Raw genomic sequence first — 21129 nt, 5'->3', positions numbered from 1 at the left:
CATGGCCTCGGCTTAACTCGTGGCGAACAGGGCGAATTGGCTGGGGCCATCCCATGCTAGGACGCAGCGCAAACGGCATCTTCTGGCTGTTCCGCAATCTTGAGCGGGCGGAAAACACCGCGCGTCTGATCGAGGCGGGCTTCCGCATGGCGCTCACCCGCGATGCGCGCGATGCCAGCGACGAGTGGCGCTCGGTCATCGTCACCCTCGGCCTGCGCGGGCTCTATGAAGCCAAGTTCGGCACCGACTATGCCGGCCCCAACGTGATCAACTTCATCCTGCGCGACAAGGACAACCCCGGCAACGTCCTCACCATGTGCGAGCTCGCGCGCACCAACGCGCGCATGGTCCGCGCCGGGATCACGCGCGAGGTGTGGGAATCAGTCAACGACAGCTGGCTCAAGATGCGCGAGCTGCTCGCCCGCCCGGTCACTGAGACGCGCCTCGGCGATGTGCTCGATACCATCCGCCGCCAGTCGACGCAGGTGCGCGGCGCGATGGAAGGCACCATGCTGCGCAACGAGATATACAATTTCGCGCGCATCGGCAGCTTCATCGAGCGGGCGGACAACACCGCGCGCATCCTCGATGTGAAGTACTACGTCCTGCTGCCCTCGATTTCCTACGTCGGCTCCAGCCTCGACAACGTGCAATGGGAAAACGTGCTGCGCTCGCTGGCCGGCGAACGCGCCTATCGCTGGCTCAACGCAGGCCGCATGGAAGCGCGCGGAATCGCGGAGTTCCTCATCCTCGACAGCCGCTTCCCGCGCAGCCTCGCCTTCTGCTACGGCAAGCTGCGCTCGAACCTTGCCCATCTCGCCCGCGAATACGGCGGGGAAAGCGAAGCGCACGCGATCCTGCGCGAGGCAGATTGCGACCTGCACCAGACGACGATCGACGCGATTTTCGAGCAGGGCCTGCACGAATACATCGCGCAGTTCATCAGCCGGAACACGCGGCTCGCCAACCAGATCCAGTACGACTATCGTTTTATCGATTAGGGGAATCGGGCGCTTGCGGCTCTGGGTCGATCATACCACGCACTACACGTTCTCTGCCCCTGCAGCGCGCGGGCTGCAGCGCCTGCGCCTGACGCCCAAGACGAGCGCGGGGCAGTCGATCGTCTCTTGGACCATCGGCCTCGAAGGCGCGCGCAAGGAAGTCGAGTACGACGACGAGAACGCCAACCACGTCACCCTGATCGCCTTCGAGCCGGGCGTCACCGAAGTCACCATCCGCTGCGAGGGCGTGGTCGATACCAACGACAATTCGGGCATCGTCGGCCATCACGCCGGGTACCTCCCGCTCTGGCACTTCCGGCAGCCGACCGAACTCACCACCACCGGCCCGCGCCTGCGCGCGCTGCTCTCCGGCCTCGCGGGCAAGCAGGATACGCTGGAGAAGCTCCACGCTCTCTCCACCCTCATTCGCGGGGCGGTCGAATACGCCTCGGGCCACACCGATACCGCGAGCAATGCCGAAGCCGTGCTCGCGGCCGGGCACGGCGTATGCCAGGATCATGCCCACGTGTTCATCGCCGCTGCCCGCGCGCTCGGCGTTCCGGCGCGCTATGTCAGCGGCTACCTGATGATGAACGACCGCGTCGAGCAGGACGCCGGCCACGCCTGGGCGGAGGCCATGGTCGAAGGGCTCGGCTGGGTCGGGTTCGACGTCTCCAACGGCATTTCCCCCGATCCGCACTATGTCCGCGTTGCCACAGGTCGGGATTATCGAGATGCGGCACCGATTACCGGTATCCGATACGGCTCTCACGACGAAACACTGCATGTGAAGCTTGCGGTTGCGCAGCAGCGTGTGGAACAGTGAGCGGCCAGGCGAAAGCGTACGGAGAGGCTGGAGCGATGACGTATTGCGTGGGGATGGTGCTCGACAAGGGCCTGGTGCTGATGAGCGACACCCGCACGAATTCGGGCGTCGACAACATCTCCACCTTTCGCAAGATGTTCACCTGGTCGGTGCCGGGCGAGCGGATCATCACGATCATGACCGCCGGCAATCTCGCCACCACGCAATCGGTGATCAGCCAGCTCGAGGAGCGCACCAAAGCCCCCGGCGAGCGGCGACCGTCGATCCTCGATGCCCCCACCATGTTCCAGATCGCGACGATCGTCGGCCATCTGCTGCGCGACGTGATCGAGGGGCGGCAGGATTCCGGGCTGCAAGGCGCCGGCGGGCAGGACGGCCCGCGCTTCACCGCCTCGCTGATTGTCGCAGGCCAGATCAAGGACATGGAGCCGCGCCTTTTCCTGATCTACCCTGAAGGCAATTTCATCGAAGCCTCGTTCGATACGCCCTTCTTCCAGATCGGTGAGACCAAGTACGGCCGCCCGATCCTCGTTCGCGGCTACGACAAGGGCATGAGCTTCGAGGATGCGGTCAAGCTCCTCATGGTCTCGTTCGACTCGACACTCGCGGCCAATCTCTCGGTCGGCCTGCCGTTCGACCTGATGGTGATCGAGCGCGACAATTTCGAGCCGCTGCACCAGAAGCGCATCACCGCGGAGGATCCCTTCTTCAAGCTGATCTCCTCAAGCTGGGGCGAGGCGCTGCGCTCGGCGTTCCATTCGCTGCCGCACTACAGCTTCGACGAAACGGTGACGTGAGCTCCGCCCAGTATCGTTAACGCGGCTCTCGCTAAGGGAAATTCCTTAAATCTATTGGTTCCTGCTGCGGGCTTGGCCCAAGGAGCGCTACTTAGCGCCATTGCGGGGCTATCGCGTCCATTCCGGAGGGTAATTCCCTTTGGAATTCACAGAACTAGCAGCCTGCAGGCACTGTTGTGGGTTCAGAACGAAGCTAACCTCGTTGGCGCGAGGGGCGGGGATCATGGTTTGGTTAACCCATGATCGAACGCGTCACCCTCCATGTCCTCGATAGCGACTCAGCCCGCCGGGCCCAGCTCGCTCGTCTCGCATTTGCCGCAGGGCATCATGCGGAAATCTACGCCCACGCGGATGAGCTTTTGAGTCATGCGCCGACGGGTGGCCTGGTCCTGGCGCAGGATGAGCCGGTGGGGGAGGGGATATCCAGCCTCGTCGCCGCCATGATGCGCGCCGGGCAGTGGCTGCCGATCATCGCGATTGCGGAGGCACCGACGATCGACGCGGTGGTCTCGGCGATCAAGGCCGGCGCGCTGGACTACCTCACGGTGCCCGAACAGATCGCCTCGCTCAACGCAGCCGTGGCCCGCAGCGCGCGTGAGGCCGATGCCCAGCGCCAGCAGCGCGCCCGCGCCGCGGAAGCGCGCCAGCGCATCAGCCGCCTCTCGATGCGCGAACGCGAAGTGCTTGATCGGCTGGCCGAAGGCTGCAGCAACAAGGCCATCGCCCGCGAACTCGAGATCAGCCCGCGCACGGTCGAAATCCACCGCATGAAGATGATGGGCAAACTCGGCGCGCGCCATGCCGCCGAAGCGGTGCGCCTGCGGATCGAAGCCAGCGGGCTGGGGGACCTGGCGGCCTGAGAACAGGCTTCGGGCCGCTCGGGCGTCATGGCTCCGGGCGCAGAATGCCTGCGAGGTCCGCGAACCGCTCCAGCTCCAGCACTCCGTCATAAACAGCGGCGTCGACGGGTTCGGCGCCGCGCAGGAACAGCGCTTTGCGCGCCTCGGCCAGCGCAGGTTCCGCCATCGCGGCAAGCAGCGCCTCCCGCAGCAGCACGGCAATTGCATCCGGTGTCGCCAGCGCGGTCACGAAGGGCAGGGCGGGGACCTTGCGCGAGACCGCGATAACTTTGAGCGACTCCGGCAGGCCGGGATAGCTGGCGTCAGCCGCCGCAAACGTCAACGCGTCGATGGCCGCGAGGTCTGCCTCCCCTGCAGCAACCGCGCGCATGCTGCCAATGTGGCTGCCGGTGCGGACCATGCCGGTGAAGAAAGGGCCGGGCGCGCATTGCTCGGCAATGGTATGGCGCAGCAGGTTGGTGCCGGTGTTGGAGGCGGGCTCATTGATCGCCGCTACCGCGCCGCGAAAGGCCTCCAGCCTCTCCCGCACATCTCCCGCACGCGCCACGATCACGCTGCAATGCCGCGCCCCCTCGCAATGCGGCGCTCCGTAGCGCGGCACCGCGAGCACGCGCAGGTGATCCTTGTGGAACCGCGCGAAGGGATAGCCGCAGGCCTGTCCGAACAGCAGCTGCGGATCGGGCCACAGTTCGTGCGGCGCCCGGTCCCGCTCAAGTCCTGACGGAACATCGGGCACACCCGCCGCCCCAAGCCGCGCTGCGATCCAGTCCCACAGCGCATCGTTGGCTTCGCGCTGGGCCGGATGATCGTACATGCCCAGCGAGGCCAGCCAGTTGTTCATCTCCGCTATTTGGCCCGGTATTCGGGATGAATCAGCGCATCGTGCGGGCGCAGCGCGAAGCGGCGAAACAGGTCGAAATAGGAAGCATAGACCGGCCCCGCCGGCACTTTGCCGCGCCGCTCCGCATGGAAGCGCGGCAGGCGATACCACGCAAGATCAGGCTTCGCGTGGTGCGCGGCATGGAGGTTGTTGTTGAGATAGAGAAGCGCGAAAATCCCGCCGCGCTCGACCGTCGCGGCGCGGCGCGCCGGATCGGGATCGGAGCGGTGCTCGGCATGGCTGCGCAGCAGCGAAAGCGACGTGCCCGGATAAACGAAGCACAATAGGTAGCTGAAGAGATCAAGTCCGCACCAGTTCAGCCACAGCACGATCGCCGCGACGCCTGCCAGATGGGGCATCCAATCGCGCAGGAATTGCACCGGTTCCTTGGGCAGCCGCGCCAGCTCCTCCACCAGCGTCCGCGCGACCACGATCACCGGGCCGAGCACGAGCCGCCCGAGCAGCGTCTGCTGCACGCGCTCGCTCCACCACAGCACGGTGCCTTCGCTCGCGACGTACTTCGATTCCGGATCGTCGAAGGGATCGGTCGTCTTGCGCGTCGAATGGTGCGCGACATGGCTGCGGAAGTAGACTTCATAGGGCAGCCAGAGATTGATCGGCGGCCAGCCGACCAGCGTATTGACCAGCGGGCTGCGCGTCGGGTGGCCGTGGATCGTCTCGTGCTGCAGCGAATTGTGCCAGGCGCTGATCCAGCCGCCCGCCAGAAACAGCACCGCGCCCGGAATGACGGCATGCCAGTATGTCAGCGCCAGCCACCCACCATAGATCGCGGTTGCCAGCAGCACGGTCGGCCATTCGACCCATCCCTGCGGACGACGCGGCGAATTGCGCATGCGCATCAGGCGGTGCCTCCACGGCCCGAGTCAAACGACAAACAGATAGCAGCATCCGCCATCGCGAATGCGAACGCACAACGAATCATGGCAGTCCCACCTAGCCCTGCACGCTACTCAACAAATCCGCTTGAGAAGGGCAAGTGAGGATATGTTAATTGGGTGTGCAGTGCAGCTATATGCGGCATTCTGCGGGCCTGCGCATCATTGGCAGAACGGCCGCCCGCCCCCTACCTCGAGATGGAAATGATCGCGGTGCGCGGCGTTGTACTGAGGGCTCAGCACCGTGCCGAAACGCTTGCAGGCGCTGTCGCGGATCGTCGCCAGAAACGCGCGAATCTGCGGGCTTTCGCTGTCCCAATCGCGCAGCACGGTGATGCGCCGTCCGTCCGCCAGCACGAACCCGCTGACATCGACCGCATTGGCGCTGGCATGCGCGGAAAGGCGGCTGGTGCCCGCCACGTTGCGGCAGGAATAGCTCCCCAAGGTCTCGATCCGCACCAAAGGGCTACCGAGGATGGCCTTGGCTGCGCGGTCCACGCCGAAGCGCGCCCAGCCGGACAGGGTGCTCGCCAGCGGGCAGGTGACGGGTCCAAGGTTAGCGATCTGCAGCGTGCCATTGTCGCTGCGCAGCGAGGTCAGCCGCACCGCACCCAAAGCCGTGCATCCGGCCCCGTAATACTGATCCGGCAGCGGCGTGAACGTCGCGTATTTCTGGCTCAGATTGGCAAGGCACAGGCGGTTTTCCGGCGCGACCGGCGGGTTCCAAGTGGTCGCCGTGCGGACGGGGCGCGGCGCGGGCTCCGATGTCCCGACGCAGCCGGACAGCAGCACCGGCAGGGTGAGCGCGAGTGTCAGGGCAAGCGAGCGGACCACGCTGCCACTGTGCCGCGCCGATGGTTAATTTGCGATTAGGATCAAGCTTAAGGGAGACCCCGGTGCGATGATCGGTTGACACATCCCCCCCGGCCACTATGCACGGCGCCGGGCCACGCGGTCCCAACGCCGCGCGTGCTCTCTGCAAGGAGAGACTACATGACTGCTTCGCTTCCCGCGCGCAAACCCGCGCGGCCTCACTTCTCGTCCGGCCCCTGCGCCAAGCCGCCCGGATACGATCCCGCAAAACTCGCCACCGAAGTGCTCGGGCGTTCGCATCGCTCGAAGATCGGCAAGACGCGCCTCCAGCTCTGCATCGATCTGATGCGCGAGGTGCTGCAGCTGCCCGATACGCACCGCATCGGCGTCGTCCCGGGCTCGGACACCGGCGCCTTCGAAATGGCGATGTGGACGATGCTGGGCGCCCGCGGCGTGACCACGCTGGCGTGGGAAAGCTTCGGTGAGGGCTGGGTGACGGACGCCGCCAAGCAGCTCAAGCTCGATCCCACCGTGATCCGCGCCGATTACGGCCAGCTGCCCGACCTCTCCGCCATCGACTTTTCGACCGACGTGCTGTTCACCTGGAACGGGACCACCTCGGGCGTGCGCGTGCCGAACGGCGACTGGATCCCCGACGACCGCGAAGGCCTGACTTTCGCCGACGCCACCAGCGCGGTCTTCGCCTACGACATTCCGTGGGACAAGATCGACGTTGCCACCTTCTCCTGGCAGAAGGTGCTGGGCGGTGAAGGCGGCCACGGCGTCCTCATCCTCGGCCCCCGCGCCGTCGAGCGCCTTGAAAACTACACCCCGGCCTGGCCGCTGCCGAAGGTGTTCCGCCTCGTCTCCAAGGGCAAGCTCGCCGAGGGCGTGTTCAAGGGCGAGACGATCAACACCCCCTCGATGCTCGCGGTGGAAGACGCGATCTTCGCGCTCGAATGGGCCAAGTCCGTCGGAGGTCTCGAGGGGCTGAAGGCCCGCTGCGCCGCCAATGCCGCCGCGCTCGACAAGCTGGTGCAGGAGCGCGATTGGCTAGGCCACCTCGCGGCTGATCCTGCCTCGCGCTCGATGACCTCGGTGTGCCTCACCGTCGAAGGCGCTGACGAGGCGCTCATCAAGGCCTTCGCCGGCCTCCTCGAAAAGGCAGGCGCAGCCTACGACATCGCCGGATACCGCGACGCGCCTCCGGGCCTGCGCATCTGGTGCGGCGCCACGGTCGATGCGGCCGATATCGCAGCGCTCGGCCCCTGGCTCGATTGGGCCTGGGCCGAAGTCAAGGCCACCGCCTCCGCCTGATCTCCCGGCTCCCCCCGCTGCGGCGGGGGGCATGGCCGCCTGCACCCCGATTCCCAAGGACATTCTCCATGACCAAGCCACGCGTACTCATTTCCGACAAGATGGACCCCAACGCCGCCCGCATTTTCGAAGAAAAGGGCTGCCAGGTCGATGTCATCACCGGCGAAACCCCCGAACAGCTGATCGCCCGCATCGGCGAGTATGATGGCCTCGCCATCCGCTCCTCGACCAAGGTGACCAAGGCGATCCTCGATGCCGCCCCCCGCCTCAAGGTCATCGGCCGCGCCGGCATCGGTGTCGACAACGTCGATATCCCCTATGCCTCCACCAAGGGCGTAGTGGTGATGAACACCCCGTTCGGCAACTCGATCACCACCGCCGAACACGCCATCGCCCTGATGTTCGCGCTCGCCCGCCAGATCCCCGAAGCCAATGCGCAGACGCAGCAAGGCCTCTGGCCGAAGAACGGCTTCATGGGCGTCGAACTCACCGGCAAGACCTTGGGCCTCATCGGCGCGGGCAACATCGGCTCGATCGTCGCCAGCCGTGCCCTCGGCCTCAAGATGAAGGTCGTCGCCTACGACCCCTTCCTCACCCCCGAACGCGCGATCGAGATGGGCGTCGAGAAGGCGGACCTCGAGACGCTCCTCGCCAAGGCGGATTTCATCACGCTGCACACGCCCCTCACCAGCGAGACGAAGAACATCCTCAGCCGCGAAAACCTCGGCAAGACCAGGAAGGGCGTGCGCATCATCAACTGCGCGCGCGGCGGCCTGGTCGATGAAGCCGCGCTCAAGGATCTGATGGATGCCGGCCACATCGCCGGCGCCGCACTCGACGTGTTCGAGACCGAGCCCGCCAAGGAATCGCCGCTGTTCGGCACGCCCAACTTCATCTGCACCCCGCACCTCGGCGCCAGCACGACCGAAGCGCAGGTCAACGTCGCGCTGCAAGTCGCCGAGCAGATGGGCGAATTCCTCACCACCGGCGGCGTCACCAACGCGCTCAACATGCCCTCGCTCTCGGCCGAGGAAGCGCCCAAGCTCAAGCCCTACATGGCGCTCGCCGAGCGTCTGGGCTCGCTGGTCGGCCAGCTCGCGCACGACAACTTGACCAAGATCGCCATCGAGGTCGAAGGCGCCGCCGCGCAGCTCAACCAGAAGCCGATCACCGGTGCGGTGCTGGCGGGCCTGATGAAGCAATATTCGCAGACCGTGAACATGGTCAACGCGCCGTTCCTCGCCAAGGAGCGCGGGCTGGACGTGCGCGAAGTCCGGCACGACCGCGAAGGCATCTACCACACCCTCGTGCGCGTCACCGTCGGCACCGCGCAGGGCGACCGCTCGGTCGCGGGCACGCTGTTCGGCAACGGTGAGCCGCGTCTCGTCGAGATCTTCGGCATCGGCATCGAGGCCGACCTTGCGGGCGACATGCTCTACATCGTCAACACTGACGCGCCGGGCTTCATCGGCTCGATCGGGACGCTGCTCGGCAAGTCGAGCATCAACATCGGCACCTTTCACCTCGGCCGCCGCGAGGCCGGTGGCGAGGCCGTGCTGCTGCTCTCGGTCGACAGCCCGGTCAGCGAGGCGGTGCTCGCCGAAGCCCGCACCGTTCCCGGCGTACGCACTGTCCGCGCACTGAAGTTCAGCTGATCGGATAGGGCGGTGGCCTTCGCGCTCCCGCCCGTTTCCCCCTCAATTGCGGGGGATCTGCCAGTTGAGCGTGAAGGTCAGCGATTTGCCGCGAATGTCCTCGCCGCGCTTGTCCTGCGGCGCCAGATCGAACGTCGAGGCGATCTGGTACGAGGCCAGCCGGAACTCGTTGACGCTTCCGGCGTCGGCAGGGCCTGACGTGGTAATCTCGCCTGGATCGCGGCACAGCAGCTTGCGCGTTGGCTGCACCAGACACGTCAGCTTCACTTTCGCCTTAACTTCCCCTCGCAAGGCGCGCGTCGGATAGTGCGCGGTCATCAGCGCGCCGTTGATCGGAGTCGCAAACGTGAAGTCCGCGCTCGTCAGCGCCGGACCGGGCACATAGGCAGGCATCGCATCCTGCGGGGACACCACCACACGGAACAGGCGCACTTCGAAATGCGGCTTGCGGTCGGTTGGCGGCTTCAGGCGCAGCGTGGTCACGCGCGTTTGCGCAAGGGCCAGCAGCGCAGACGGCGCTCCGGCCAGCGCGCGGTCTGCCATCTCGGCCAGCGTCCGCCAATCGACCTGCCGTTTGCGCGGATCGAGCAAGGCGGCATCGACGCAGCGTCCCGGCGCACCGAACGGCTGGAAGACGATGCAGGCCAGCCGGAACTCGACTGGCCCCCTCGGCGGCTCACGCAGCGCATCCCACGTGGCGGCCTTCACCGAATCGCTCAGCGGCACCAGCACGTCCTTGTCCGTCACCGGCTTCGCGATCACCGGCACCGCATCGAACTTCGCGAAGGACGCACCGGCGGCCAGAACAAGCAGAGTGGGCGTAAGCATACAGGTGCGATCCTATCGGCGCGGGCGCTCCAGCGTCTCTGGCGGATCGGCAGCGGCGGGGCAAGCCACGCGCTGCACGGCGTTTGACGCGCGGCGCAAAGCCCCATAGCCTTCACCCCGAGGGACCATTTCTTCGGGGGCTTTTCCCATGCGCAAACTGCTTCTGGCTGCGGCCATGTTCGGACTTTCGGCGACGCCCGCGTTCGCCAACGACAACGCGATGATCCAGGCGGCGGACGATGCGCTCGCCGCCGCGTTCAACAAGGGCGATACCGCTGCCGTCGGCGCGATGTACGCCGCCGACGCCACGATGCTCCCCAGCGACAACAAGCTCTATAAAGGCGCGGCCATCACCGCATGGTGGGCCGGCGCCGCGACTGCCATCACCAACCTCAAGCTCACCGTCCTCGAGACCGAGCGGCTTTCCCCCACTTACATCCGCGAAATCTCCCGCGTGGAGTACGACACCAAGGGCGACAAGCCGGTCCACGCCAATGTCACCGCCGTCGTCGTCTACAAGCTGGTCGATGGCAAGTGGATGCTCTGGACCGACATTTTCCATTGAACTGCATAAGCCCCCTCCTCCGCTCATCCTGAGCTTGTCGAAGGGCAGAGGTGGGGGTCGGGAGTGGTGCCCCCAACAAGCGCAAGACAAGGGACTCAGCAGGTAAATGCCCGAAACCAACACCTACGACGCCGTCATCATCGGCGCCGGCGTCATCGGTTGCGCCATCGCGCTCGATCTCGCCCGGCGCGGCTTCAAGACCCTGAATGTCGATCGCGGTCCCGCGCCGGGCCACGGCTCCACCTCGTGGTCCGCCGCGATCATCCGGCCCTATTACTCGACCATCGACGGCACCGCGCTCGCCTATGAAGCGCACTTCGCCTGGCGGAACTGGCTGGACTACCTCGGCTACCGCCCCGAATCCGCGCTGCACTACCACGAGATCGGCTGCCTCGTCCTCGAAGCGGCGGACAACCGCCAGCTCACCGGCACCCGCGCCGTGCTGCGCGAAGTCGGCGTCCCCTTCACTGACGTCGCCGCCAGCGAACTTGCCGAATGGCTCCCCGGCGCGGACCTGCGCCAGTTCAGCCCTGCCCGCCGCATCGACGATCCGCAATTCGGCGAAACCGCAGGCGAGGTCATCACCGGCGCAATATTCTGTCCCACCGGCGGCTATATCAGCGATCCCCAGCTCGCGACTGCCCAGCTTGCCCATGCGGTGGAGCAAGCCGGCGGCCATTTCCGCTTCCATGACACGGTTCTCGCCATCCACCAGTCCGCCGGCAAGATCACCGGCCTGACCACCGACAAGAGCGGCCTGATTCACGCGCCCGTGGTCATCAACGCCGCCGGGCCAGCCTCGCGCTGGGTGAATGGCCTGATCCCCGAAGCGCACCGGCCGGAGCATATCAGCACCCGCCCGCTGCGGCAGGAAGTCGCCACCATCCCGATGCCGCAGACCCCGCAAGGGCCCAGCCTGCGCTTCGTCATGACCGACGCGGACGCCGGCATCTACATGCGCCCCGAGCAATCCGGCACCCTGCTGATCGGCTCGCTCGAACCGGCCTGCGACGTCCTCGAGTACCTGGACAGCGAGGACTACGAGACCAGCCTCACCGACCAATGGACCAACCAGGTCTGGCGCGCTGCCCTGCGCTTTCCCGAGCTCGGCATCCCCAACACCGCCCAAGGCTTCGCCGCGCTCTACGATGTCAGCGAGGACTGGATTCCCATCTACGACCGCAGCGACGTGGACGGCTATTTCACCGCCGTCGGCACCAGCGGCAACCAGTTCAAAAACGCGCCCTTGGTGGGCCAGTTGATGGGCCACCTGATCGAAAGCGTGCTGAACGGCGCGGACCATGACGGGGCGCCGCTGCAGTTCCGCTTGCCGGTGTCGGGGCGTGACGTGGGTTTGGCGGCGTTCTCGCGGCGGCGGCCGATCAACCGGGCGAGCAGTTTTTCCGTGCTGGGGTGATACCCCGATCCTCCCCATTTTTGCGGCACGCACAAATGGGGAGGGGGACCGCCGCCGCAGGCGGTGGTGGTGGGGTCATGGCGATGCGCCCGCAAAGAATTCGCCCCCGATCAGTCTATCGTCGAAGCCCCGTCCACCACCAGACTGCTGCCGACGGCAAATGACGAGCGATCCGAAAGCAACCACATCACGGCCTCGGCCACCTCGCCGGGCTGGCCCAGGCGGCCGATCGGATGATTGGCGACCGCCGCATCGTGGACGCCGGGCGTCTTGAACATCTCTGCCGTCAGGTCGGTATAGATGAAGGCCGGGCAGACAGCGTTGATCCGGATGCCCTGACCCGCATATTCGAGCGCGGCGGTCTTCGTCAGGCCGACCACGGCGTGCTTGCTGGCGACATAGGCGCTCTGCCCCGCCCATCCGATGATCGCGGCAGCAGACGCAATATTGACGATGGCCCCGCGCCCTTGCGACTTCATCACCTTGAGCTCGGCCTGCATGCAATGCAGCACGCCCATCACATTGACATCCAGCACGCGGCTGAAGACATCTGCCGGATAGTCCAGCACTTCGGCTGACGCGCCCACGATCCCGGCATTGTTGACCGCTCCATCAAGGCCTTGATGCAACTGCGCCGCCTGCTCGATCGCGGCATGGACATCGGTCGCAGCCGTGACGTCACCGGTGTGGCAGCTCACGCGCAGCCCGTGTTTCAGCAAAGGCGCGGCCACCGCTTCGATTGCTGCTGCGTTGAGGTCGAACAAGGCAAGGTTGGCGCCGGCTGCACCCAGTGCCTCGGCGACCGCGCGGCCGATGCCGGCCCCGGCACCGCTGACAAACACGGTTCGGCCCGTCAGGCCGCGATCATTCTCCGGTGCAACATTTGTCATGGTGATCCTCTCCAGTTTGGCCGCCAGTGGCCGGGTGCACCTGGAAGACTCCTGCATTCTGCTCGTTCTGGCGGCCTGTTCTCGCAGGATGAGCGGAACCGGGCGGATTATCTATGACACCATCCGCCAGTTTCTTGCCGCCCAACGCCACGGGATCCTGCCGCCGTCCACGCACCCATAGGCCCAGAATAAATAACAGACGCGTCTGTTATTTATAAACCGCTGTCCTACAGCCACCGCCCTGCGGCATAATCCCCTCCTATGTCTCGCGAATCCAAAGCAGTTCCGCCATTTTTCGCGCCTCGCCGGGGCGCCGGGAGCCTTTCCGCCGGGGCTGACAATTTACCCCATGGACTGTGTCAACCCTGTCAACCTCCCGCCCTCCGCGCCCCTCCGCAGGCCGCTGCCACCCGGCACACCCACCCCGCGCAATTGGGGTTCGATTCTCGCGCGCCATGGTCTAGGGCGCGGCTGACATGAGCGAACCGAACTCCGATCTGCTGCCCGAGGGCCTCGAAGACCGCCTGCCGCGCGAAGCCGCCGCGACGACGCGGGTGATGCGCGCGATCCAGGATGTGATGCACGGCCACGGCTACGACCGCGTCCTGCCGCCGATGATCGAGTTCGAGCGCAGCCTTGCCGCGCGGATGGACGGGATCAACCCCCCTGATTCTCGGCGCCGGATGTTCCGCTTCGTCGATCCGGCGTCCTTGCGGATGATGGGCCTGCGCAGCGACCACACGCCGCAGATCGGCCGCATCGCCGGTACCCGGCTGGCGGCGGCGGCGCGGCCCCTTCGGCTCTGCTATGCGGGGCAGGTCCTCACCATCAAGGGCGATGCGCTCGATCCGGCGCGCGAGCGGCTGCAGTGCGGCGCGGAGCTGATCGGCACGGACAATGTGGTGGCGGCCTGCGAAGTCGTCGCGGTTGCCATCGAGGCGCTGCAGGCGGCGGGCGCGCAAGGCGTCAGTGTCGATTTCACGCTGCCCGATCTCGTCGATACGCTGGCCGAAAAGGCCTTCCCGCTCGAGCCGCAGCAGATCGAGGCGGTGCGGCGCGAGCTCGATACCAAGGATGCCGGCGGCCTCGTCGATGCGGGCGGAGAGGCCTATGTGCCGCTGCTCTACGCCACCGGCGATTTCGAGACGGCGATCGAAAAGCTGGCGGCGATCGATGCTGGCGGTGTCCTTGCGGGCCGCATCGCCGCACTGCGCGAGATTGCCGCAGCGCTCGGCGGCGCGGCGCGGCTCACGCTCGATCCTTCGGAGCGGCACGGTTTCGAATACCAGTCATGGCTGGGTTTCACGCTTTACGCCGATGGCGTGCGCGGCACACTGGGGCGCGGCGGCACCTATCGGATCGCGGGCTCCGGAAAGGGCGAAGTCGCGACCGGTTTCTCGCTCTATCCCGATGGCCTGATCGCCCAGGTTGCCGATGCCGAACGCGGCGCGGACAGCGTGTTCCTCCCCCTCGGCCATGACCGCGACGTGGCCGCACGCCTGCGCAGCATCGGCTGGCGCACGGTGGCTGCGCTGAGCGAGGCTGATAGCGCGGAGGCCCTCGGCTGCACCCACCTGCTGGCGGGCAGCGAGCCGAAGAAGCTCTAGAGCTTGACGACCTCGCCGTCTTCCTTGGTGAAGCTTTCGGGCCGGTTGCCAAGCAGATCGAGTACCAGTTCCGATGGACGGCACAGCTTCGTGCCCTTGGGGGTTATGACGATGGGCCGGTTCACCAGGATCGGGTGCTCCACCATCGCGGCGAGGATAGCCTCGTCGCTCGCGGCAGGATCGGTGAGGCCGAGTTCCTCCGCCGGGGTGCCCTTGGTGCGCATGATGTCCCGCACCGAGCCGCCCGTCGCCGCGACGATGGTCTCCAGCTGCGGCCGCGTCCACCCGGCCTTGACGTACTCGACAACTTCGGGCGCGTATCCGGCTGCCTCGATCATCGCGAGCGTGTTGCGCGATGTGCCGCACTTGGGATTGTGGTAGATCGTGATCGGGAAGCCTTCGGTCATGGCGCCAGACATGGCAGATGCGGCCCGTAGCAGGCAAGTACGATAAGCGGTTTCTCCCGCCTCGCGCCTTGCCCTTGCCGCCGCACTCCCCTAGGGCGCCAGCCGACTTTGAACTGCAACAGAAGGTGTGCCTAAGCCGTGGCCAACGTGACCGTGATCGGTGCCCAGTGGGGCGATGAAGGCAAGGGCAAGATCGTCGACTGGCTGGCCAGCCGCGCCGATGCCGTGGTGCGCTTCCAGGGCGGGCACAACGCCGGGCACACACTGGTGGTGGACGGGTCGGTCTACAAGCTCTCGCTGCTCCCCTCGGGCATTGTCACGGGCACACTGTCGATCATCGGCAATGGCGTGGTACTCGATCCGTGGGCGCTCAAGGCCGAAATCGAGAAGCTGACCGGGCAGGGCGTGACCATCCATGCCGACAACTTCGCGATCGCCGACAATTGCCCGCTGATCCTGCCGCTCCACCGCGATCTCGATGGCCTGCGCGAAGCGGCCGCGGGTTCGGGCAAGATCGGCACAACCGGACGCGGCATCGGCCCTGCCTATGAAGACAAGGTCGGCCGCCGCGCCATCCGCGTCTGCGATCTGGCGCACCTCGATGCGATGGATGCGCAGCTTGATCGGCTTTGCGCGCACCACGATGCGCTGCGGGCCGGGTTCGGCCAGCCGCCGGTGGACCGCGCCGCGCTGCTGGAAGAGCTCAAGGACATCGCGCCCTTCGTGCTGCAATATGCCCAGCCGGTGTGGAAGCGCCTGAAGAAGGTGCGCAAGGCGGGCGCGCGGATCCTGTTCGAAGGCGCCCAGGGCGTGCTGCTTGATGTCGATCACGGCACTTATCCGTTCGTCACATCGTCGAACACGGTCTCGGGCACGGCAGCCTCCGGCTCGGGCCTTGGCCCCAATTCCACCGGCTTCGTCCTCGGCATCGTCAAGGCTTACACCACCCGCGTCGGCTCGGGTCCGTTCCCGACTGAACTGGAAGACGCCGTCGGCCAGCGGCTGGGCGAACGCGGCCATGAGTTCGGCACCGTCACCGGGCGCAAGCGCCGCTGCGGCTGGTTCGATGCGGTGCTGGTGCGCCAGTCCTGCGCGATTTCGGGCGTCACCGGCATTGCCCTCACCAAGCTCGACGTGCTCGACGGGTTCGACAAGGTGAAGATCTGCACCGGCTACCGCTTGCGCGGGAAAGTACTCGATTATTTCCCCAGCCATGCCGCCGATCAGGCCGCGGTCGAGCCGATCTACGAGGAAATGGACGGCTGGCAGGGCACCACCGCCGGCGCGCGTTCATGGGCAGACCTGCCGGCGCAGGCGATCAAGTATATCCAGCGCGTGCAGGAACTGATCGAAACGCCGGTCGCACTTGTCTCGACGAGCCCGGAACGCGAGGACACGATCCTCGTGCGCGATCCCTTCGACGACTGATCCTGGCTTCGTCGACTCGGAGTTCAAGCGTTTCCGGCTGGTCTGGCCAGAATGGAAATGCGGCCATGCGCTGTCGATGAGCACTCTGCCGCAATGCGGAATGCATCCGCGTGGCGCTGAGCAAACTGTTGGATTCGCGGGGATCGAAGCTAGCTTTGCAGCGCCGCGCAACACGCGTTCATCCAGTTTGGAGCAATACGATCTTGACCTGATCCTATTTTGTTCCACTGTTGTTCGCATACGGACATTTACGGAGTGCGGTTTCGATGGGACAGGCTGCCAGGCAGTTCGACTATGGCAATGGCGACGGGCAGGCACCGCGCGTGGTGGAACTGCGCGATCGCGGCTTGGGGCGCGTGCAGGATCGCGGCACCTCGGCGCTTGCTGTCTCCATTTTCGCGGATCGCAGCTATCTGCGGGCGGAGATGGAGGAGGATGCGATCGCGGCCGGCCTGCGCATCGCGCAAACCGCGGATCTCGGCAATCTGCTCGGGGCCGATCCCGGCCCGGCGCTCGGCGATCTCGTGCTCGTCGATTGCCCGGTGATCGACGGCGCGGAGCTGGCTGCGCTGGCCCGCCTCGATCTGCGCGCGGCGAAAAGCGGCTCGCAGCTTGTCGTCTCCACCAGCATCGGCTCGCTCGACGACGTGTTTGGCTGCCTTGACCAGAGCGAGGCGCAGATCCTCGTGACGCCGAGCCGGGCGGACCGTGTCATTGCGCTGGGCCGCACGCTGGCCCGCGCCGGGAACCGCGTGCGCGAACTGTCCGAGGAAGACCGCCTCGCGCTGCTGCGCCTGACCGAGCAGGTCGGCCAGATCGCCCAGAAGCTGGAGGCGCTTTCGTCCGGCTCGGGTGCTCCGGCGGCAGGGCAGGGTTCCGCATTCCGTTTTGACGCCCAGGACGACGATGCGCGGCTTGACGACGGGACGGACCGGCTGGTGCGTGCTGCCCGCCCACCGCTTCCCGACCCGAGGCTCGTGCGCAAGATCATCCGCCAGCGCCAGCTGCGCGCGCGCTTCTTCGAAGGCGATCTCTTCGCCGATCCCGCGTGGGACATGCTGCTCGATCTGACAGCGGCGCGAGCGGAACATGTCCGCGTCTCGGTCACTTCGCTGTGCATCGCCTCGGGCGTGCCCCCGACGACTGCGCTGCGCTGGATCGGGCAGATGACCGATGCCGGCCTGCTCCAGCGCGTGGACGACGAGACCGACCGCCGCCGCGCCTTCATCACGCTGACCGAAAAGGCCGCGGATGCGATGGCGCGGTACTTCGCGGAACTCGGTACGTCGGCCGCGACGCTGCTCTGATTCCGGGAGCGCTGAGCCGGACTTCGGTCGATGCGAGCGGGCAAGGCTGAACTCGGCGCCTTCTGCCGTGACCCTTACTCCTCTCCTGCCTCGCCCAGCCGCTCGGCCTGGCTGCGCAGCGCGCGCGGGCGGAGTTTGGTTTGCAGCATTGCCAGCTCCGGCCCTCCCGCCCGCGTCTCGAGCGCGTCCTGCAAGGTGCGGTAGGTGGTCAGTACGTCCTTTCCGTCCGCCGTCAGCCAGGCACCACTGCCGCGCGCGCTGCCGGGAGATGTCTCCACCAGAGGTGCGCTCCAGCAACGGTTCATCAGATCGACCAGCTGCCACGCCCGGCGATAGCTCATGCCGAGCTTGCGTCCCGCGCCCGAGATCGATCCTTCTGCGGCAATCGCTTCGAGCAGGTCAGCCTTGCCCGGCCCCATGGCTATCGCATCACCGCACAGAATCTGCAGTTTGAGCTTCAGACGGGATCTGGAACCGGTCATGTCCCATGCTCTAGCGATGCGGCCAAGCGGGCTCAATCCCGCGAGGGCAGGTCCGCTGCGCGCTGCCATACCATCCGCAGGATCGGTGCCCCGCGCGCGGCGGGCAGGTCGTCCGGCGCGCGCCCGGCGACGCATCCGCCAAGGCGCTGATAGAAGCGGACGCCTCCCGCATTGGCCTCGAAAACCCATAGGTGGAATGCCTCGTCTGCACCCAGCGGCGCCACGGCTGCCCGCAGGAGCTGCTCGCCAATCGACCGACCCCGCAGCGCCGGCCGCACGTGGAGATTGTCGACGAGGCTGCCCCAGCGCGGGTCGTGATCGCGGAACAGGCAGACGAAGCCCGCCGCATCGCCGCTGACGGTTTCGGCCAGCAGGGCGGTCTGTGTGGGAGACGGATTCGAGAAGCGATCAGCCCACACCGCACGGCGGTCCGCCTCGACCGGGCCAGCGAGATAGGCCGGATCGAGCAGGCCCGCATAGGCATCGCGCCAGCTCTCGCAGTGGATCGCGGCAATCGTGATGGCATCCGCCGGCACCGCGGGACGGATGATGATCTGTGGCGATGGCATGCCGGTCGCGATGCCGGAGCGCTGTGGCACGATTGCGGCAGCGGCTCAGAACAGTTCGTCGAGCAGCAAGTGGAAGTCGATCCGCGCCCGGTCTCCGCTGCCTTCGCCAAGTGCCGCCAGCATGCGGGCCTGCAGGTGCGGCCCGAACTCGCCAAGGCAGTTCCACAGGATCGCGATATCCTGATAGCGATCGGCAAGGCCTGCGCGGCCCACATCGATGCAGCCGGTCACCACGCCTTCGGCGATCAGGATGTTGTCGAGCGAGAAATCGCCATGGGTCACGACCGGCGGTGCCGACGGCAGTGGCAGGGCCGCCAGCGCATCCCACACCTGGTCGGCGCTCCACCCGGCCCGCTCGGGATCGAAGTCGTCCACATCGACTAGCCCAGCATCGATGCGGGCACGCGCTGCGGAAAGGCGCTGCGTGGCACTGGCGTCGAACGGACAGTCCTGCGGCGCAAGGGCATGCCATTCGTGCAGGCAAGCCGCGATGGCATCAACCACTGCTCCTGCATCTACGTCGCCCGCGTCCAACACCTCCCAGGCCGTCCTGCCCGGTAGTGCTGCGGTCAACAGCCAAGCGGAATCCGCCTCCTCCGCGAAGGCGATCAGTTCCGCCACGGCCACGCGGCCAGCCAGCCAGCGCAGGCGTGCAGCCTCCTCGCGAACAGCTGCGGCCACATCGCCGGCCCCATGCTTGAGATAGTGGTCAGGCCCGCCACGCGGATCCCGCACGCGCCAGACGGCGGCGCCGGATTGGCCAACGCTGCTCAGCGTCCATGCAAGTGCATCACGCGCAGCCCACAGCGCCTCCGCGACGCAAGGCGGAACATGGGGCGGACTGCAGGGACTTTCTCGGGAGCCATCCACCGTAGCACCCCGCGTCATCAAAGCTCAGGCCGCTGCGCGCGCTGCGCCGAGTATGCGCTTGCCGAGCTTCTGTCCTGACATCCACGCGCATTCAACGCGCGGGCCGAGGAGCCAGTCGCCACAGGCGCCGATCAGCAGCTTCTCGTTCCACAAGCAGCCGAGCCCGGTACCCGCAGACAGGGCGTAGCGCCAGCGGTGCACCGAGTGCGCGACCGGCGCATGGACATGCGAGCCGGTCGCATCCTGCAGCGCAGCGAGCAGCAGCGGCGCAATCTCCTCCGGCGCGCGCTCCAGATGTGCGGTCGACCACTGCGGCGTGGTCTGGACGACCCAACTTTCCGGCCCATTGCGCCCGGGCTTGGCGCTGTCACGCGCGGCCCACGCGAGAATGCCGTGGTTGCGCAAGATGTCTGCCCGGTGCGGCAGCGGCGCTTCAAAGGCGAACATGCCGGACCAGCACGGCTGCGAACGGGCAAAGAGCGCCGTGCGGGCCAGCTCGAAATCATGCAGCGTGAGAATCGGGGCGGCCTGTTCCGCGGGCAAGGCGAGCACGGCGGCGTCGAACTGCTCGCCGGGCATGCCTTCGCCCAGCAGTCGCCATTGCGTGCCCTCTCGGGCAAGGCCGCTGACATGGTGCGTGAAGCGGACCTCGTGGCGCGCGGCCATCTCGCGCACGACGGCATTCATGGCCGGAATGCCGATCCAGGCGTCGGAGCCGGCATCGGGCCAGCGGACCGCGAGACCGGCATCGGCCCAGCGGGAGACTTGCCCGGCAAAGCCATCATCGCGGACCGTGAAGTACTGCGCGCCGAAATCGAAGCTTGCCTCGCCAAGTGCCGTTTCAATCCGGCGTGAGGCCATGCGGCCACCGGCCTTGCGGCCCTTGTCGAAGAGCGTGACTTTCCAGCCTTCAGCGGTAAGGACATCGGCGCAGGAGAGCCCGGCAATCCCGGCTCCGATGATGGCGACGCTCCGTTTCATACAGGGCGCCCTACTTGCGACCCATCAGCGACAGGACTTCCTTGCGGCTGCTGTCATCCTCGAGGAAGCAGCCGAGCATGCGGCTCGTCACCATGCCGACGCCCGGTGTGCGCACACCGCGCCCGGTCATGCAGCCATGCTGCGCTTCGATCACCACCGCGACGCCATGCGGCTGGAGGTTTTCCCAGATGCAGTTGGCAACTTCGCTGGTGAGGCGTTCCTGGATCTGCAGGCGGCGGGCAAACCCGTGCAGCACGCGGGCGAGCTTCGAGATGCCGACCACGCGGTTGCGCGGAAGATAGGCGATCGAGGCGGTTCCGGTGATCGGCGCGAGATGGTGTTCGCAGTGCGACTGGAAGGGAATATCGCGCAGCAGAACGACTTCGTCATAGCCTGCGACTTCGCTGAACGTGCGGCGCAGGTGGATGCCCGGATCTTCCTCGTATCCCGCGCAATATTCTTTCCACGCGCGGCCGACGCGGGCCGGCGTATCGGTCAGGCCTTCACGCTCCGGATCATCGCCAGCCCAGCGCAGCAGGGTGCGGATGGCTTCCTGAACGGGTTCAGGAACAATGAGTTTGCCGTCTTCGTCGCGCGCCTCGAACTCGTGATTGACGTAATTCATGCGCGCGCTCCATTGGCGAGAGGATCGTTGCGCGCCTGCCCCGGCTACGCATCTGCTGCAGAAAAAGGGCGCAAATCCGGGCGGCGCATATTGCAGCGCCGTCGCAAA

General features: G+C 66.4%; 22 protein-coding genes. 11 read left to right on the top strand and 11 right to left on the bottom strand.

Features of this window, described 5'->3' with window-relative positions:
* Window positions 1-53 precede the first annotated feature (53 nt).
* The 4 genes from IP83_RS00900 to IP83_RS00885 all read left to right on the top strand — a co-directional run bounded on the left by IP83_RS00900 (window position 54) and on the right by IP83_RS00885 (window position 3484).
* The gene (locus IP83_RS00900) at window positions 54-1001 is read left to right on the top strand and encodes an alpha-E domain-containing protein (protein WP_054120319.1); all 948 of its coding nucleotides are present in this window, start codon (window positions 54-56) and stop codon (window positions 999-1001) included.
* A 13-nt stretch (window positions 1002-1014) separates the two neighbouring features.
* Complete coding sequence (locus tag IP83_RS00895) at window positions 1015-1827, top strand: transglutaminase family protein (RefSeq protein WP_054120318.1); 813 nt, start codon at window positions 1015-1017, stop codon at window positions 1825-1827.
* A gap of 35 nt (window positions 1828-1862) precedes the next feature.
* Window positions 1863-2624, top strand: coding sequence for a proteasome-type protease (locus tag IP83_RS00890; RefSeq protein WP_054120317.1), 762 nt, complete (start codon window positions 1863-1865; stop codon window positions 2622-2624).
* Window positions 2625-2863: 239 nt separating this feature from the next.
* Entirely contained in the window at window positions 2864-3484 is a 621-nt protein-coding gene (locus IP83_RS00885; RefSeq protein ID WP_054120316.1) for a response regulator transcription factor, read from the top strand.
* A gap of 25 nt (window positions 3485-3509) precedes the next feature.
* Here the strand turns inward: IP83_RS00885 and IP83_RS00880 are convergent, their stop codons facing one another.
* From IP83_RS00880 to IP83_RS00870, 3 genes are all read right to left on the bottom strand, one after another.
* Window positions 3510-4325, bottom strand: coding sequence for a phosphate/phosphite/phosphonate ABC transporter substrate-binding protein (locus tag IP83_RS00880; RefSeq protein WP_054120315.1), 816 nt, complete (start codon window positions 4323-4325; stop codon window positions 3510-3512).
* A gap of 5 nt (window positions 4326-4330) precedes the next feature.
* Complete coding sequence (locus tag IP83_RS00875; RefSeq protein ID WP_054120314.1) at window positions 4331-5224, bottom strand: fatty acid desaturase; 894 nt, start codon at window positions 5222-5224, stop codon at window positions 4331-4333.
* A 198-nt stretch (window positions 5225-5422) separates the two neighbouring features.
* On the bottom strand, window positions 5423-6094 hold the full coding sequence (locus tag IP83_RS00870; protein ID WP_054120313.1) for an extensin family protein: 672 nt from the start codon (window positions 6092-6094) through the stop codon (window positions 5423-5425).
* Between the two features lie 159 nt (window positions 6095-6253).
* Here IP83_RS00870 and IP83_RS00865 point away from each other — a divergent pair, with 159 nt between their 5' ends.
* Together IP83_RS00865 and serA are read left to right on the top strand one after the other, a co-directional pair.
* Entirely contained in the window at window positions 6254-7390 is a 1137-nt protein-coding gene (locus tag IP83_RS00865; protein WP_054120312.1) for a phosphoserine transaminase, read from the top strand.
* 68 nt (window positions 7391-7458) lie between these two features.
* A complete protein-coding gene (serA, locus tag IP83_RS00860) occupies window positions 7459-9045 on the top strand; it encodes a phosphoglycerate dehydrogenase (protein ID WP_054120311.1) in 1587 nt (528 codons plus the stop codon).
* A 42-nt stretch (window positions 9046-9087) separates the two neighbouring features.
* Here the strand turns inward: serA and IP83_RS00855 are convergent, their stop codons facing one another.
* Entirely contained in the window at window positions 9088-9873 is a 786-nt protein-coding gene (locus IP83_RS00855; RefSeq protein WP_054120310.1) for a hypothetical protein, read from the bottom strand.
* A 148-nt stretch (window positions 9874-10021) separates the two neighbouring features.
* On the opposite strand from IP83_RS00855, the gene IP83_RS00850 reads away from it, so the two are divergent.
* The gene (locus tag IP83_RS00850; RefSeq protein WP_054120309.1) at window positions 10022-10438 is read left to right on the top strand and encodes a nuclear transport factor 2 family protein; all 417 of its coding nucleotides are present in this window, start codon (window positions 10022-10024) and stop codon (window positions 10436-10438) included.
* A gap of 106 nt (window positions 10439-10544) precedes the next feature.
* Window positions 10545-11855, top strand: coding sequence for an FAD-binding oxidoreductase (locus IP83_RS00845; RefSeq protein WP_054120308.1), 1311 nt, complete (start codon window positions 10545-10547; stop codon window positions 11853-11855).
* Window positions 11856-11965: 110 nt separating this feature from the next.
* Here IP83_RS00845 and IP83_RS00840 read toward each other — a convergent pair whose 3' ends face one another.
* Window positions 11966-12745, bottom strand: coding sequence for an SDR family NAD(P)-dependent oxidoreductase (locus tag IP83_RS00840; protein ID WP_054120307.1), 780 nt, complete (start codon window positions 12743-12745; stop codon window positions 11966-11968).
* Between the two features lie 476 nt (window positions 12746-13221).
* Here IP83_RS00840 and IP83_RS00830 point away from each other — a divergent pair, with 476 nt between their 5' ends.
* Window positions 13222-14352: an ATP phosphoribosyltransferase regulatory subunit gene (locus IP83_RS00830; protein WP_054120305.1), complete on the top strand. Its 1131-nt coding sequence runs from the start codon at window positions 13222-13224 to the stop codon at window positions 14350-14352.
* Here IP83_RS00830 and arsC read toward each other — a convergent pair.
* Entirely contained in the window at window positions 14349-14759 is a 411-nt protein-coding gene (gene arsC / locus IP83_RS00825; protein ID WP_054120304.1) for an arsenate reductase (glutaredoxin), read from the bottom strand. The two genes, IP83_RS00830 and arsC, sit on opposite strands and share 4 nt — an antisense overlap.
* 138 nt (window positions 14760-14897) lie before the next feature.
* Here arsC and IP83_RS00820 point away from each other — a divergent pair, with 138 nt between their 5' ends.
* Both IP83_RS00820 and IP83_RS00815 read left to right on the top strand, forming a co-directional pair.
* Entirely contained in the window at window positions 14898-16187 is a 1290-nt protein-coding gene (locus tag IP83_RS00820) for an adenylosuccinate synthase (RefSeq protein ID WP_054120303.1), read from the top strand.
* Window positions 16188-16453: 266 nt separating this feature from the next.
* Entirely contained in the window at window positions 16454-17494 is a 1041-nt protein-coding gene (locus IP83_RS00815; RefSeq protein ID WP_082364390.1) for a winged helix DNA-binding protein, read from the top strand.
* 74 nt (window positions 17495-17568) lie between these two features.
* Here IP83_RS00815 and IP83_RS00810 read toward each other — a convergent pair whose 3' ends face one another.
* Genes IP83_RS00810 through folE form a run of 5 tightly spaced genes read right to left on the bottom strand, consistent with a single transcriptional unit; the run spans window position 17569 to window position 21021 of the window.
* Complete coding sequence (locus tag IP83_RS00810) at window positions 17569-17976, bottom strand: winged helix-turn-helix domain-containing protein (RefSeq protein ID WP_054120302.1); 408 nt, start codon at window positions 17974-17976, stop codon at window positions 17569-17571.
* A gap of 32 nt (window positions 17977-18008) precedes the next feature.
* Window positions 18009-18575 (bottom strand): GNAT family N-acetyltransferase, encoded by a 567-nt coding sequence (locus IP83_RS00805; RefSeq protein WP_197274233.1) that lies wholly within the window; start codon window positions 18573-18575, stop codon window positions 18009-18011.
* Between the two features lie 15 nt (window positions 18576-18590).
* Window positions 18591-19433: an APH(3') family aminoglycoside O-phosphotransferase gene (locus IP83_RS00800; protein WP_082364389.1), complete on the bottom strand. Its 843-nt coding sequence runs from the start codon at window positions 19431-19433 to the stop codon at window positions 18591-18593.
* Window positions 19434-19439: 6 nt separating this feature from the next.
* Window positions 19440-20396 carry an NAD(P)/FAD-dependent oxidoreductase gene (locus tag IP83_RS00795; RefSeq protein WP_054120300.1) on the bottom strand — a complete coding sequence of 319 codons (957 nt, stop codon included), beginning with the start codon at window positions 20394-20396 and terminating at the stop codon, window positions 19440-19442.
* Between the two features lie 10 nt (window positions 20397-20406).
* On the bottom strand, window positions 20407-21021 hold the full coding sequence (gene folE / locus IP83_RS00790) for a GTP cyclohydrolase I FolE (RefSeq protein ID WP_054120299.1): 615 nt from the start codon (window positions 21019-21021) through the stop codon (window positions 20407-20409).
* Window positions 21022-21129 lie beyond the last annotated feature (108 nt).

The organism is Novosphingobium sp. AAP93 (genome assembly GCF_001296055.1).
GTDB lineage: Bacteria > Pseudomonadota > Alphaproteobacteria > Sphingomonadales > Sphingomonadaceae > Novosphingobium.
The sequence above is the reverse complement of the archived record's forward strand: the minus strand, read 5'-3'. Positions and strand labels throughout refer to the sequence as shown.

Excerpts from the sequence above, each read along its gene's own strand:
- IP83_RS00900 (WP_054120319.1), top strand. The coding sequence starts at position 54 with ATGCTAGGACGCAGCGCAAACGGCATCTTCTGGCTGTTCCGCAATCTT.
- IP83_RS00890 (WP_054120317.1), top strand. The coding sequence starts at position 1,863 with ATGACGTATTGCGTGGGGATGGTGCTCGACAAGGGCCTGGTGCTGATG.
- IP83_RS00885 (WP_054120316.1), top strand. The coding sequence starts at position 2,864 with ATGATCGAACGCGTCACCCTCCATGTCCTCGATAGCGACTCAGCCCGC.
- IP83_RS00880 (WP_054120315.1), bottom strand. The coding sequence starts at position 4,325 with ATGAACAACTGGCTGGCCTCGCTGGGCATGTACGATCATCCGGCCCAG.
- IP83_RS00875 (WP_054120314.1), bottom strand. The coding sequence starts at position 5,224 with ATGCGCATGCGCAATTCGCCGCGTCGTCCGCAGGGATGGGTCGAATGG.
- IP83_RS00865 (WP_054120312.1), top strand. The coding sequence starts at position 6,254 with ATGACTGCTTCGCTTCCCGCGCGCAAACCCGCGCGGCCTCACTTCTCG.
- serA (WP_054120311.1), top strand. The coding sequence starts at position 7,459 with ATGACCAAGCCACGCGTACTCATTTCCGACAAGATGGACCCCAACGCC.
- IP83_RS00855 (WP_054120310.1), bottom strand. The coding sequence starts at position 9,873 with ATGCTTACGCCCACTCTGCTTGTTCTGGCCGCCGGTGCGTCCTTCGCG.
- IP83_RS00850 (WP_054120309.1), top strand. The coding sequence starts at position 10,022 with ATGCGCAAACTGCTTCTGGCTGCGGCCATGTTCGGACTTTCGGCGACG.
- IP83_RS00845 (WP_054120308.1), top strand. The coding sequence starts at position 10,545 with ATGCCCGAAACCAACACCTACGACGCCGTCATCATCGGCGCCGGCGTC.
- IP83_RS00840 (WP_054120307.1), bottom strand. The coding sequence starts at position 12,745 with ATGACAAATGTTGCACCGGAGAATGATCGCGGCCTGACGGGCCGAACC.
- IP83_RS00830 (WP_054120305.1), top strand. The coding sequence starts at position 13,222 with ATGAGCGAACCGAACTCCGATCTGCTGCCCGAGGGCCTCGAAGACCGC.
- arsC (WP_054120304.1), bottom strand. The coding sequence starts at position 14,759 with ATGACCGAAGGCTTCCCGATCACGATCTACCACAATCCCAAGTGCGGC.
- IP83_RS00815 (WP_082364390.1), top strand. The coding sequence starts at position 16,454 with ATGGGACAGGCTGCCAGGCAGTTCGACTATGGCAATGGCGACGGGCAG.
- IP83_RS00810 (WP_054120302.1), bottom strand. The coding sequence starts at position 17,976 with ATGACCGGTTCCAGATCCCGTCTGAAGCTCAAACTGCAGATTCTGTGC.
- IP83_RS00800 (WP_082364389.1), bottom strand. The coding sequence starts at position 19,433 with ATGACGCGGGGTGCTACGGTGGATGGCTCCCGAGAAAGTCCCTGCAGT.
- IP83_RS00795 (WP_054120300.1), bottom strand. The coding sequence starts at position 20,396 with ATGAAACGGAGCGTCGCCATCATCGGAGCCGGGATTGCCGGGCTCTCC.
- folE (WP_054120299.1), bottom strand. The coding sequence starts at position 21,021 with ATGAATTACGTCAATCACGAGTTCGAGGCGCGCGACGAAGACGGCAAA.